Genomic DNA, 12,545 nt, shown 5'->3' on the forward strand with positions numbered 1-12,545 from the left:
AACCAACCACACCATCCGTTAATCAGTATTGCAAAAATGGGGGTGACCATAGATTTTTGTTGGCCGGCCGTTTTTCAGCGCGGGTCACTTGCAGGCCAATCACCTTGTGATCCGCCCCCCACCCGACCGGTATCCTTTTCGATCCGGGTAAACAACCACTCAACAAACACCCGTGTCTGCGCCGTCACATCCGGCGCAACACCGTAGTAATAACGCGGCAACGGCATCCGTAACTCGGGCAACGGGCAAATCAGGCGACCGCTCGAAAGGTGGGTGCCCAGCAAGGAGGTCGGGCACAAGGCAATGCCCTGTCCATCCACGGCGGCCTCAAGCACCAGGTGCATGTGATCAAACTGCCGAGTGACCTGAGTGGCTGACTGGGTTTGACCAAAGTGCAGGGCCCAATTGTGCCAATCTTCGCGGCGCGCCTTGGCGGTCAGTAACGTGTGCCGGCCCAGGGACGCGAGGTCTTCAAAGGCCAGGCGCTGGATGAGCGAGGGGGCCGCGACCAGCAACAGCTCGTCTTCGAAGAGGGCTCGCGCCTCAATCGCCGGCGCCCAATCGTCACGACCACGGCGGATGACGAGGTCAAACCCGTCGCGTGCATGATCCGGTGCCTGGGTCTGGGTAATCACCTGCGGCTTGATGTCAGGGTGCTGCGCAATGAAATCCTCCAGCCTGGGCATCAGCCACAGCATGGCAAAAGAGGGACGGACATTGATCTTCACGGTCGGCAGCGAGGCATGTTGCTTGAGTGCAGCGGCGGCGTTGGCGATCTGCGCCAGTCCGGCACTGACTTGCTCATAAAAGCGCTGACCGGCCGGCGTCAGCACCGATTGACGGACACGCCGCTCGAACAGCAGCACCCCCAAGTGTTCCTCAAGTAATTTGATATGCCGGCTGACGGCACTGTGACTGACATGCAGCTCCTCCGCCGCCAGGCTGAAACTCTGATGGCGAGCAGCAACGGAGAAGGCGCGAACAGCATTAAGAGGGGGTAGTTGATTAGTCATGCGTCTAATTTAGTCACACATGCGCTGCATTAAAAGTGTTTGTCACGTCCACGCCGTCACGCCAATCTGCCAACACGCAGCCAGCACCACCTGACGGAGCAAGACATGAACAGCTACGGACTCTTTCTACTGTTTGCCACCCTGACCATTTTGAGCCCAGGGCCTGGCGTGGTGCTGACCCTTTCCAACGCGGTGCGCCACGGATGGACGGGGGCAGTGCCGGGCATTCTGGGGATCGCGTCGGGGGCGTTTGTCGTCGCCACCATCAGCGCCACCAGTGTCGGCCTGATCCTCAGCACCTCCGCCAACGCCTTTACCGCATTGAAATACGCAGGGGCCGTCTATTTGTTGTACCTGGGTTACAAAAGCTGGCGCTCGGATCGTTTCAGTACGCGGCTTGAAACGCGCCCCTCAAGTCCGGGCTATCGCTTTCTTGAAGCGGCTTCCATCCAGTTCTTGAACCCCAAAGCGGTGTTTTTCTTTCTGGCGGTGTTCCCGCAATTCATCGACACCTCGGCGCACTTCTCCACCCAGTTCTTCAAGCTCGTTGCCTCCTACGCCGTACTGGTTGTCCTGGTGCATGGCAGCTATGCCTTGCTCGCCAATGCAGCCAAAGGCTGGTTATCGAGCCCGAAAGGTTCCTGGCTGGCGGCGAAAGTCTCGGGCGTGACCTTCGCCGGTTTCGGCGTGCTGATGGCCTCGGCCAGTCGTTAAGGCGCAGAACTGACGATCGCGCGGCGCTTGGTCTCGGTGGACGCGGGTTGTGCTGTCGTTACCTGAACCGACAGTTCAACGGCAAACCGGCTGCTGAATTCCTTTCGCCCCGTTGCCGTCAACGTCAGCGCCCGACTGTCCAGATCCTGAGTCACCCATTTGCGCTGGATCGCCGTCTGCAGCAACGCCGCCCCCAGTGAACCGCCCAGATGCGGCCGGCGCATGCTCCAGTCCAGGCAGGGACAGGCGAACCGCCGGCGCAGGGTGTTCAGGTCCTTGACCTCAATGCCCAATCCTTCAAACAACACTTCGCCGCTGTCGCTCAGCCGATAAGCCTGCTCATCGGTTTCCAGCAACCAGCCTTTTTCCAGCAGCCGGTCATGCAGCAACACCGCCAGCGTGCCAGCCATGTGGTCGTAGCAGGTGCGGGCAAATTGCAGGCGGTCCGGGGTGCGCGGGCTGAAGGTCGGCGCGCTGTTCTGGCCGATCACCATCAATGCTTCCAGTGCCTGGGCCACGCGCTTGTCCGCGAGGCTGTAATAGCGATGGCGCCCCTGAACGTGCAGACGCAGCAGTGCCAGTTCCCTGAGTTTCGCCAGGTGCGCGCTGGCGGTGGAAGCGCTGACCTCGGCAATCGCCGCCAGCTCGGTGCTGGTGCGGGCGTGTCCGTCCATCAACGAACACAACATTCTGGTCCGGGCCGGTTCGGCAATGGCCGCCGCTACGTGTGAGACACCGAGGTCGTGTTGTTCTGCGTTCATATTTCGCTCCCGGACGAATCAAGCCCCTTTCGGACTGGAGATAGTAGCAACACTTTCCCCACCACGAACAAGGACGCGCCCCATGGACCCGATCATCGCTGCGACTCACGCCGATCCTTATCCTTATTACGCGCAGCTGCGCGCTCAGGGCGGACTGATGTTTCACCAGGGACTGAAACTGTGGGTCGTCAGCAGCGCCAAGGCTGTGGCGGCGGTGCTGGCGCATCCTGACTGTCACGTTCGGCCGACGCATGAGCCGGTGCCCAAGGCCATTGCCAGCGGCATGGCCGGCAAGGTTTTCAGTCAGTTGATGCGGATGAACGAGGGCGAACGCCAGCGTTGCCCGCGATCAGCGATACAACCGGCGCTGGCGCTGATTGACGTGGAGGAAGTCAACGCACTGGTCGGCGCGCGCTTGCTCAGTCCCGACGCCGAAGGGCTGCACAAGGCAATGTTCCTTGGTCCGGTGTGCGTAGTGGCAGCGTTGCTGGGATTTTCGCCCGCACAGGCTCGGGTAATCAGCGAGCTGACCGGGGATTTCGTCGCGTGCCTGTCGCCCCTCAGCGATCAGGCGCAACTGGACGCTGCCCATGCGGCGGCGGAACAGCTGAGCGGCTACTTCATTGAGTTGCTGGATGATCCGGACAACCAAAGCGCCTTGCTCGCGGGTATTCGCCAGCGGTTTGCGGCTTCCTCCGACACCGATGCAATGATCGCCAATCTCGTCGGCCTGCTTTCCCAGACCTATGAAGCCACCGCAGGGCTGATCGGCAACGCGTTGTTGGCGCTGATTCGAAACCCACAGTGGTTGAACGATTCGATCAACATTGACGACCTGGTGGCCGAAGCCCAGCGCTTCGATCCTTCGGTGCAGAACACCCGTCGGTTCGTCGCCGCCCCCTGTGAAATCGAAGGCGTAGCGCTGAATACCGGAGACGTGATCCTGGTGCTACTGGCCTCAGCCAATCGTGACCCGCAACTCAATGAGCAGCCTGACACGTTCATGTTCGAACGTCCGCAGCGGCGCAGTTTCACCTTCGGTTCAGGGCGGCATCATTGTCCGGGGCAGGTGCTGGCACTGAGTATCGCCAGCGCCACGTTGACGCAGGCTCTGGCGTCGAAACCCGCACTGGACCGATTGACCTGGCACTACCGCCCTTCCCTCAACGGCCGGATCCCACTGTTCTCGTAAAGTGCACGCTATTAGTTACATGGCGTCAAAGGTGTAATGACTGGCAATGCGTTTATCGCGAGTGACTTTCTCCATAGAGTCACTCTGATAAACGTCAGCGAGGCGCCATCGATGCAAACCCAACTGGACAAGTCCCTCAATGCTTTTGCGCGAGCAGACCTCCTGCAAGGTCCAACACCCATTCAGCGCGCCGAACGTATCGAGCAGCTATTGGGCCTGGAGACCCGGGGAACCCGCCTGTTTCTCAAGCGCGACGATCACATGTTGCTGGGCGGTGGCGGCAACAAGCTGCGCAAACTCGAATTCCACATTGGTGCTGCGCAGCAGGCCGGCATCGATACGGTCATTACCGTGGGCGGCGTTCAGTCCAACCATGCGCGACTGACCGCGGCGGTCTGTGCGCGTTTGGGCATTGACTGTGAATTGATCCTCACCCGCTCCGTCCCCAAATCCGAGGTGGATTACGAACTTAACGGCAACGTTCTGCTCGACCAATTGTTTGGCGCACAGCTACAAGTGCTTGCCGCAGGCACCGACTCACTCGCCCGGGCCGAGACTCGGGCGGCGCAACTTCGGGAATCAGGGCGCAAGGTGTTGGTGATTTCCATGGGTGGCTCAACCCCGCTGGGCAGTCTCGGCTATGCGCGTTGCGCGGCGGAAATCGCGGAGCAGGAGACGGCGCTCGGCCTCACCTTCAACCAAGTCGTGGTGCCCAACGGCAGCGCCGGCACCCACGCCGGGCTCGCGAGCGGTTTCCAGTTGCTGGGCCGAGGCACAGCGGTCGTCAAGTCTTACTCGGTGTTATCGGATCGAGACTCGTCAGCGACCCGAACCCTGAAACTGACCCAGGACACCTTGGCGTTACTGGGCAGCGACGCCATCGTACGGCCCGAGGACATCGTGATTGACGGCAGTCAGTTGGGCGAGGGTTACGGTCTGCCGACCCAGGCCATGCAAGACGCCGTGCGACTGATGGCTCGCGCCGAAGGTTTGCTGATAGATCCGGTGTACTCCGGCAAGGCGTTTGCGGGCCTGTTGGCCGATCTGAAACAAGGTCGTTTCCGTGACGGCGACAACGTGCTGTTCGTGATGACCGGCGGGACGCCTGGGTTGTATGCCTATCGGGAGACGTTTCAGGGTTAGCGCCTGCCGGGTTGACCGCGTGATCGTTCATCGCCAGCAAGTCGGCGATGGCGCCCTGTCAAACGACGCATTCGCCCGCCGATACGGCAATCAATCATCCCGCGTCAGCACTTCCAGCAATTCAATCTCGAAAATCAGGTTCGAATTCGGCGGGATCGCCCCCATCGTGCGCTCGCCATAGGCCAGGTGCGCCGGCACCCGCAACTTGCGCTTGCCGCCGACCTGCATGCCCATGATGCCTTGGTCGCAAGTATTTCATATGTAGGCTTCAGCGGTCGCCCCGTTGAGATAGCGGAAGCAAGTCGAAATCTGGGTGGAGAACGTAAGCACGACCATCAGCAGTCAACGTAACGTATCTGCCGATTCTGGTGTATTCAGACGAGATCAGTTTCCTTTGCTCTAGCACATCCATTGCACTATCTGCCTGCAACCGTGTTAGCCCAATTTCAGCTGGAAATTCTTTAGCTGGGCAACTTTTCCCGAAGTTGTTATAGGTCGCGATAGCTGCGATTACCTGTTCTTGACCTTTCGTGAGGGGCCGCACCTTGGGAGTCTTTAAATCATCAATTTTCGCGAAGGCAGCATCCAGCCCTAAGCTAGCGGCCTTCAGCTTTCCATCAGTGACGTCCAATTCTGACTTAGCAGCATCAAGCTCTGAATTGGCTGCTTTCAGTTTTGCGTCATTAGCTCTGAGCTCTAAATTCGCATTTCTAAGGTCTATATTGGCAGCCTCAAGTTTTGAATTGACTACCTCTAACTCCGAATCAGCAGCATCTAATGCACTGTTCGCATCCATGATCGCCCAAAACCCAACAGCGGCTAGAAGCAACACACAGCCCATCATCGCTATCATCATCCAAAGCTGTACGATGAAAGACTGAGCTAGTAGATCGCCCACGCTTGACATCCAGCTCCACAGCCTTGAGATAAACGAAACGTCATAATGGCTCTCCACCAGCTTCGTAATCGGAACTCCCAAACCGGGCACAAGCGCCCATGCCCCTATCTTTTTGATCAGCTTGAATTTAGTGCCCTGCTTTACATCGTCCGTCCGCATTTCTTCACCCATACCCACCCGATGTCGCGGATGTTAACTGAGTCGTTCGTCCGAAAGCCAACCGTTCAGGCACATCCTAGAGAGACAACTCTTGAAGCTGATAGAGGCGACGCATACTGTACGCATATACAGCTCTCGGAATGATGACGATGGATGACGATTTAATCGACGATTCTGGCTTTGAGCTGGGAATGCCAACCCATGCGGAAATGCTCAAGCACTACAACCGCTTGCTTGAGGCTGAGCTAGAGACAACACGCTCCGAGCTTCAGAGAGCCCATAAAACCATCGCCGGGCTGATAGTGATGTATCGAGACAACTCCAAGGAGCTTGCTGCACTGAAGGGATCGAACGAGTGTTTGAAGGTTGAGCATGAGCGGCTACGCTGGACACTGAGTGATATGTACAGACGCGAGAGCGAGAGTGCCGCCAGTAAGCTGACTTATGCCTACGGCGATTACAGCAACCGGGGTGAGGGGCACTGATGAAGACTTGGCTAGCGGCTTTCTCTCTGGCTACCACGCTCATAGGCGGCGCGTCACAAGCGGAACCTCATGATGGTAATAATCTTCTGAAGGCATGTCGCTTAGTGGTGAAAGTTTCAGACGGAGAACAGATATTATCGAATCAGCAATTAGTTGCTGGTTACTGTATAGGGCTTCTCGAAGGTGTTAGAAGCGCACTGACAATACATAAAGACCAGCTAGAACCAGTTTATAGAATATGCTTCCCATACAATGGCATCACAAATGAACAAGCCGCACGGATCGTTGTAAAATACCTCGACAGTCACCCTGAATTATTGAATGAAGACCCGTCATTGCTGACAGTTTATGCGTATAGAGACGTCTACTTTTGCAAGTAACCCCACACACTACCGCTCATCGATTTTACAAATAAATGTCTTGCAAATAGCAACTATTTAACACTCGAGGGGTTGTAATTCTTTAGACTCATGATACAATGGTGTATACAGGGATAGAAAGCCTTCACACTCTTCTAAACGATCAGCAACACCCTCCTCGCCTCACTCAGTTTCTTCTTCAGTAGTTTGTTTCCTCCATTCAAACTGTTGTCCTCTGTCCGGCCTTCATAGCCGTCCTTACGCTTCCCCGGTAGCGAGACAGACACCGGGTTACATTCAAAATTCCGTTGTCACCATTTAGCGATTGTCACAACTGAAAGACTAGAGGTCATCGGCTCCGCAAGCCTTGCAACCTCCTCAACACTTCCCCTGTAGTGTCTAGTCGAAACAGGGATTGTTTTCCATGCCAAGCCTCAGCTCCTCTTTCCAAGGGTTGAGGTTCCTCACACTTCACTTGTAGTGTGGCTAACACAAGTAGACTTTATGCACTGGGGTTTGTAACCCCGTTAAGGTGTAGATAGGAACCCTCATCCGGGAGGGAAGTCGAGCCGGAACTACTTAGAGCATGGCCCCGATAACGGTTGTTAATGGTTGAGCCAGTTCAACATCAAATACCAATGAGAGCGGGTATAAAGGGCTAAGAGATTAGCCCTTTGTTTTATCTCGACTCTCAAGGTGTACGTTTCACCCCCGCAACAATCCCTCTCAATAAAAGGTAACAAACAATGATTACATTCGCTCTAATGGTAGCTGTTGCTACATCCTTAGGCATGGTTGCTTATGGTGCTCCATCCCTCATTGCTCTATTCAAAGGTACAGCCTAATGGATACTGAAGTGATGGCAAGCCTACAAGCTTACATAAATACTCTCGACATGCAAAAGCTTCAAGAAGCTGATGCTGAGTGTTTAGGTCTTCTCCCAGATGAAGAAGACGCAGACCCTTACGCTGAACTCTACGAAGAATGGTTCTGATGGAATTGTTCTTCATGGCTACGGCAATCATCCTACTAATCTCATTCTAACAAACCCCACTCTCATATAAGGAATCAAATTAAATGACTATCCAATCCGTTCCAACTAAGACACAAATCCAAGAAGCTAAAGACGCTGCAACCCATGCCTACCTCAACCGTGAAAGCGGTATCACTGAAGATTACAATGCTGAGGCAAACGCTCGTGGTGACTTCCCGCGTAAGTTCTTTTACGGCGCTCTTGAAAGCTTCACATACCCTTACGTTGATGCTCTGGTGCGTGACCTAGCCGTTAAGCTCTCTGAAGGCTACACGCTGTCTGGCGTCACCACACAGTCTGTTGGTGTTGTGCAAATCATCATTCTTACAAAGCCTGAAGCTGTTCAAGATGAAGAACTGAAGATTGTTCAAGCTGAAGCTGAAGCTGAGTTGAAAGCCAAGATGCTTAAAGCTGCCAGTGTGCAAATCGAAGTTGAAATCCAAGCTGCTGTCGCTAAACAGATTGCAGAAGAAGCTGCTGCTGAGCAAGCCGCCAAGATTGCCCAACGTGCCCGAATTGAGCGTGACATCCGTACAGCACACGGCCTGAAATAACATTTGAATGGGCTCGCTGGAGCCCTCACGCAGAACACAAGGAAAACAAAATGACAACCCGATATAACGCACTAAGTAAAGGCAAGCTTTCTCAGGTAGAGATCAAACAGCAAATCGCAGAACACTTGAACGCTCCATTCGCAGTACAACGTGTTCTAACTGAAGCTGAGCAGAAGCCATTCCAAGATATCGCAATTGCTTACGGTATGAGCAGTGATATTAAAGTGTTGCTAGGTGAAGTTAACAACTTCGCAAGCGGAGACGCAGTATGAGCACCGTATTTGTAGAACTCCCACTCTTCTCCGATTTGAATTATCGCTACAATGCATCGCTTGAGACTGTTTCCCTTAAGTTTAAGTTCTACTGGAACGCTCGGGCCACTCAGTGGCAGATGGATATCCGCCTAGAGGATCAAACTCCTTTGGTGCTTGGTTACGCACTAGTGTCTCAATACCCAATGTTGATTGACTTGCCACTTGAGAATATCGGCCTGAGTGGTCACTTTGAACTTCTACCTGTCAACGTAGCAGTAGCTTCTTCTCTTACTCAAGAATCCTCTGTGATGCCTAAGTTCTTCAAACTCTATTACGTCTACGACGTTGAAGACGCAGCATAATGGAAAACATTTCTGATCTAGATATTTACATTGCACAGAACGCAGCTCTAGTAGCTCGTGTGCAAGAACTGGCGGATGAAGTAAGCGTGTTGACCGTGCAACGCGACGGCTTACTTGAGCTGCTAGAGGCTACAGTGCAATACACAACAGACATTCTCGAAGCTATCTAACATAAGGATATTACGCATGACCCACACTTCTTTTTCCTTCCCCACTTTCAAAATCCCTGCAATCCAACACATTGCTAATGCTGCTGATACTCTGGTGATCGAATACAAGGAAGCTGGTTTCATGCCTAACATCCCCGGTATCAATCCTGATGAGCTTATGACAGTTGCCCAACATGAGCGTCTAACCGCTCTGGCGATTCGTAATGCTCTCAGAGCTTCAACCATCTGACACAGCAGCACGCCCAACTCTATCAAGGCTCAGGGCTTAACAACTCTGAGCCTTTTCTTTGACCAGCATAAAGGTAGGTCGAATATTCACCCCACATTCAAGGAGACATCCAATGTCCAAAGCAAGAGCACTCCCCGACTACATCAACGCAGTCGCTGACCCAACCCTAGACAAATACGCTGCTTATCGATTGGTAGGCTGCAAAGACATTTCAGAAATCTTTTATGACTTGAAGAAAGTACTAAGGATTCGCCTAGGCTCTGAAGCCTATAAGTTCCGCTACTTCTGGCTTAACACGTCGATTGGTATTGCCGTCGCTATCTCTGGTGACGCTAAGGTGATGGAAATCATCGCTAACCGTCTATGTGATCGTAGTAGCCACTTCACGCGAGCTGAAGAGCTTCACGCTGGTGGCGGTGTCATCCGTTTCAAATCATTCATGCAAAGCATTGAAATGATGTATCAGCCTATCCCACGTTTCCGTTCTTACTCTGGCTCTGCTGTTCAGACTAAGGCAAAGCCCCGTAAAGCTCGTACAAGCTCCGCCTCACCTAACGTCTAAGGGGTTGGCCTGATGGCCTTCTCCCACGCCGTACAGGCTCACATAGAGTCTTCAATCGTGCTTCAACGCACAGTCAATATCCCACACAACAAGGAACCTAGAACAATGCCGAGTCTGTCAGAGATTCTAGCGGCCTGTAGCCGCCAGTTTCGTAAACACTTCGGAATGTTGGTTCTTACATTTCTCATGCTCGTTCAATTCTCCTGCACTGCTCAACAGATTGAAGACGTTAGGCAAGAGGCTGATTACAAGATTACTCAGCAAGCTTTGCTCAGTCGTCAACAGCTTCAGAGGTATCAACAGGAAACAGCAACCGTGCTACGCGATGTAAGTAGGGCTCAAGCGAATATTGGAAAGGTCAGCAACACAACGATCAATGACCATTCCCGAATGGAGATTGGAAACGTCAACGTTAAGGTAGAGGCTCCAAACTATGGAACCACAACCCCAGTAGAACCAACACCCATTGCCTATAAGCCCAAACCAAACACCGAACAGCCTAAAGAGGTTAAGCCTTGATTCAAGGTTGAAGAAAAACACCAATACACACCCACCACAAAAGGAATCTAAGGGATGAAAAACTGCCAATATTGCACCCGTCGTCTAGGTGCTCGCATCATTGAAGATAAGTTCTGTTCCGCTCCGTGCGTATTCAAGTATCGCTTGAGCCAGAGCCTGACGCCTGATGCACAACGGACGATGAGCTAACCATGAACAACCCTTACGACATCTTTGACCCTCACGGCGTGCTAAAAGGCGTACTAACTGCTCTGAGAACACACGCTAGTGCAATCACCCTACAAGAGCGCACACGCATCGCCATGGAGCTTGTAACAGCCCTAGAAGCATCGTTAGACAATCCTGCACGTCGGCCTGAAGATACGCCGAGACTATCAGTTCGTGAGCAATATGCATTGAACAAAGAGAACAGGCCAAAGGTAGAGCCGCGTGTAGTTCCTAGACGTGATCCTTCAATGTCTGAATATTCTCAATACTATGATTGAACTAAGCCGATGAATTAAGGTGTTAACGCTAGTTACAACACTACCGCTCGTCGGCTTTGTTGTATATATGGCATAGTTATTGATTAATTGTCCCTCGGAGGGATTGACGTATAAGGGTTTGGATGTAGAATGGACATAGAGAGGTAGATAACTTTCTCTCTTCCCCGCAACACTAGCTTCACCTTCTGTTACACCCTAACCCAAACAACCTAAACAACCATTTCTCAATGGAGGTCTTCCCATGTCCCACGTTTCTAAACGTGCTGGTGCTGCTCATTCGTGTATCTGCAAGGTATGCGGTCACAGCTTCACTCGACAAAAACTAACAGCCACTTGTTCTAGTGCCTGTAAAGCGATCTACAAAGCCACATCCCCCGTAACAACCCCAACTCAAAACACCAAATCCCAAGCCATCCATCAAGGAGCTATTCAGCATGACACCCCAAACCAAAACCGTTGTTAAAACATCTGCTACACGTCGCCCGACTTGCAAACATTGTAAAAATCGTTTCACCACTTCCAACAAGACAGCGATGTTTTGTTCTCGCGAATGCAAACAAGACAACGCTAACGCCAAGGTCAAGAAAGACCCAATGGACAAGGCAATGAAATGTGCATTCTTCTACTACCTAGCCCGTGAGTGTATGCGTGCTGGTACGCTGGAAATCCTACGCGGTCACACGGTAGAAACTCTCTCTGCTCTCCACTCGCTGTACAAAGCAAACATGGTGTACAACGGCTACGGCGATGTTAACGACTACGAGCTGTCTCACATTGCCCCGGTTAAAGGTCACGCCTTCGTCGGCCTCCTGTTTGCTGACAACCTTGTCTCAGCCCCTAAAACCCTGAACCGCTCTCACGGAACAAAATACTTTGGCTACGGTGCTTCTATCGGCCGTGCCACCCTCGACACAAAGCACGCAGTGAGCAAAGAGCTTGAAGAAGAATCTGAAGTTGTTACTCGTGTTCTCGCTTACATCGGCAAGACAACCATCCTCGAAACAATCAAGGCATGCAAGATCAAGCCTACCCAGCGTTGCCAGCTAACACAGTGGATCGCCAACCATTACGACGAAAGCAACCCAGACCACGTAGCAGCTCTCCCAGACGTTGAAACGATTGAAGGCATGAAGACTAAAGAGCTTCAGAACATCAAGACTCTGATGACTGGTAAAGACGCTAGCGGCTACTTCGCTTGTGAAGCCTCTCGCGTTGAAGTTGTAATGTCTCGTGAACTAACCCGGCTATCTGAAGTTCGTCCTGAACTCGCTCCCTACGCTTACGCCTTTGAAGACGCAATCAGTTCTCAACGCAATTCCAGTCTGTTTACCGAGCATCATGCACAGATGTTGTTTGACGTGCTGCACGGTAAGTCGATTGCCGTTATGGGCGACACCCTAGAAATGGTAATTGCTGAAAACACCACTCACAAAATCATTAACTGGGCAAATGGTTGGGCTATTGCTATTGATACTTCTCTTGCTGCATACAAAGCGTCTGTGTCTGCTCCTGTTCGTGCTACAACTACATTTGAAGACTTCGCAATGATGCGTGGTGCTGTTGTTCCTATTGCAATGAACCAATACGGTGACACGCCTTTCTGATGTTTGCTTAACCTTGAAGCCCTAGCCCTTGCTGGGCTTTCTTGTATGT

General features: G+C 52.8%; 18 protein-coding genes and 1 pseudogene. 15 read left to right on the forward strand and 4 right to left on the reverse strand.

The genetic code is table 11. The annotated features are described in order from the left end of the window. Positions 1 to 74: 74 nt before the first annotated feature. Complete coding sequence (locus Q7W83_RS11570) at positions 75 to 1,013, reverse strand: LysR substrate-binding domain-containing protein (protein ID WP_150630471.1); 939 nt, start codon at positions 1,011 to 1,013, stop codon at positions 75 to 77. A 105-nt stretch (positions 1,014 to 1,118) separates the two neighbouring features. On the opposite strand from Q7W83_RS11570, the gene Q7W83_RS11575 reads away from it, so the two are divergent. After that, the gene (locus Q7W83_RS11575) at positions 1,119 to 1,727 is read left to right on the forward strand and encodes a LysE family translocator (protein WP_150630470.1); all 609 of its coding nucleotides are present in this window, start codon (positions 1,119 to 1,121) and stop codon (positions 1,725 to 1,727) included. On the opposite strand, the gene Q7W83_RS11580 is transcribed toward Q7W83_RS11575, so the two are convergent. Then, a complete protein-coding gene (locus tag Q7W83_RS11580; RefSeq protein WP_473656079.1) occupies positions 1,724 to 2,488 on the reverse strand; it encodes an ArsR/SmtB family transcription factor in 765 nt (254 codons plus the stop codon). The genes Q7W83_RS11575 and Q7W83_RS11580 overlap by 4 nt on opposite strands. Before the next feature lie 82 nt (positions 2,489 to 2,570). On the opposite strand from Q7W83_RS11580, the gene Q7W83_RS11585 reads away from it, so the two are divergent. Continuing rightward, on the forward strand, positions 2,571 to 3,680 hold the full coding sequence (locus Q7W83_RS11585; protein ID WP_150630468.1) for a cytochrome P450: 1,110 nt from the start codon (positions 2,571 to 2,573) through the stop codon (positions 3,678 to 3,680). A gap of 111 nt (positions 3,681 to 3,791) precedes the next feature. Beyond that, the gene (locus tag Q7W83_RS11590) at positions 3,792 to 4,823 is read left to right on the forward strand and encodes a D-cysteine desulfhydrase family protein (protein WP_473656080.1); all 1,032 of its coding nucleotides are present in this window, start codon (positions 3,792 to 3,794) and stop codon (positions 4,821 to 4,823) included. Positions 4,824 to 4,913: 90 nt separating this feature from the next. Here Q7W83_RS11590 and Q7W83_RS11595 read toward each other — a convergent pair. Continuing rightward, positions 4,914 to 5,069: pseudogene (locus Q7W83_RS11595) on the reverse strand (FKBP-type peptidyl-prolyl cis-trans isomerase); the annotation flags it as partial. Between the two features lie 22 nt (positions 5,070 to 5,091). Further along, on the reverse strand, positions 5,092 to 5,892 hold the full coding sequence (locus tag Q7W83_RS11600) for a hypothetical protein (protein ID WP_473656081.1): 801 nt from the start codon (positions 5,890 to 5,892) through the stop codon (positions 5,092 to 5,094). A 137-nt stretch (positions 5,893 to 6,029) separates the two neighbouring features. Here Q7W83_RS11600 and Q7W83_RS11605 point away from each other — a divergent pair, with 137 nt between their 5' ends. From Q7W83_RS11605 to Q7W83_RS11660, 12 genes are all read left to right on the forward strand, one after another. Next, positions 6,030 to 6,365 (forward strand): hypothetical protein, encoded by a 336-nt coding sequence (locus Q7W83_RS11605; protein WP_473656082.1) that lies wholly within the window; start codon positions 6,030 to 6,032, stop codon positions 6,363 to 6,365. Continuing rightward, positions 6,365 to 6,745 (forward strand): Rap1a/Tai family immunity protein, encoded by a 381-nt coding sequence (locus tag Q7W83_RS11610; protein ID WP_473656083.1) that lies wholly within the window; start codon positions 6,365 to 6,367, stop codon positions 6,743 to 6,745. Before Q7W83_RS11605 ends, Q7W83_RS11610 begins: the two co-directional genes overlap by 1 nt. Positions 6,746 to 7,568: 823 nt before the next feature. Then, on the forward strand, positions 7,569 to 7,718 hold the full coding sequence (locus Q7W83_RS11615; RefSeq protein ID WP_473656084.1) for a hypothetical protein: 150 nt from the start codon (positions 7,569 to 7,571) through the stop codon (positions 7,716 to 7,718). Positions 7,719 to 7,801: 83 nt separating this feature from the next. After that, a complete protein-coding gene (locus Q7W83_RS11620) occupies positions 7,802 to 8,311 on the forward strand; it encodes a hypothetical protein (protein ID WP_473656085.1) in 510 nt (169 codons plus the stop codon). A gap of 50 nt (positions 8,312 to 8,361) precedes the next feature. Continuing rightward, complete coding sequence (locus tag Q7W83_RS11625) at positions 8,362 to 8,583, forward strand: hypothetical protein (protein WP_473656086.1); 222 nt, start codon at positions 8,362 to 8,364, stop codon at positions 8,581 to 8,583. Further along, positions 8,580 to 8,927, forward strand: coding sequence for a phage baseplate plug family protein (locus tag Q7W83_RS11630; protein WP_473656087.1), 348 nt, complete (start codon positions 8,580 to 8,582; stop codon positions 8,925 to 8,927). The genes Q7W83_RS11625 and Q7W83_RS11630 overlap by 4 nt, the downstream gene beginning before the upstream one ends. After that, the gene (locus Q7W83_RS11635) at positions 8,927 to 9,097 is read left to right on the forward strand and encodes a hypothetical protein (protein WP_473656088.1); all 171 of its coding nucleotides are present in this window, start codon (positions 8,927 to 8,929) and stop codon (positions 9,095 to 9,097) included. Before Q7W83_RS11630 ends, Q7W83_RS11635 begins: the two co-directional genes overlap by 1 nt. Before the next feature lie 16 nt (positions 9,098 to 9,113). Then, positions 9,114 to 9,326, forward strand: coding sequence for a hypothetical protein (locus Q7W83_RS11640; protein WP_473656089.1), 213 nt, complete (start codon positions 9,114 to 9,116; stop codon positions 9,324 to 9,326). 112 nt (positions 9,327 to 9,438) lie between these two features. Continuing rightward, positions 9,439 to 9,888, forward strand: coding sequence for a hypothetical protein (locus Q7W83_RS11645; protein WP_473656090.1), 450 nt, complete (start codon positions 9,439 to 9,441; stop codon positions 9,886 to 9,888). 105 nt (positions 9,889 to 9,993) lie between these two features. Beyond that, a complete protein-coding gene (locus tag Q7W83_RS11650) occupies positions 9,994 to 10,407 on the forward strand; it encodes a hypothetical protein (protein ID WP_473656091.1) in 414 nt (137 codons plus the stop codon). 191 nt (positions 10,408 to 10,598) lie between these two features. After that, positions 10,599 to 10,892, forward strand: a complete 294-nt coding sequence (locus Q7W83_RS11655) for a hypothetical protein (RefSeq protein WP_473656092.1) — start codon at positions 10,599 to 10,601, stop codon at positions 10,890 to 10,892. Between the two features lie 434 nt (positions 10,893 to 11,326). Then, positions 11,327 to 12,496, forward strand: a complete 1,170-nt coding sequence (locus tag Q7W83_RS11660) for a hypothetical protein (protein ID WP_473656093.1) — start codon at positions 11,327 to 11,329, stop codon at positions 12,494 to 12,496. Positions 12,497 to 12,545 lie beyond the last annotated feature (49 nt).

It is taken from the genome of Pseudomonas sp. 300 (assembly GCF_055803035.1).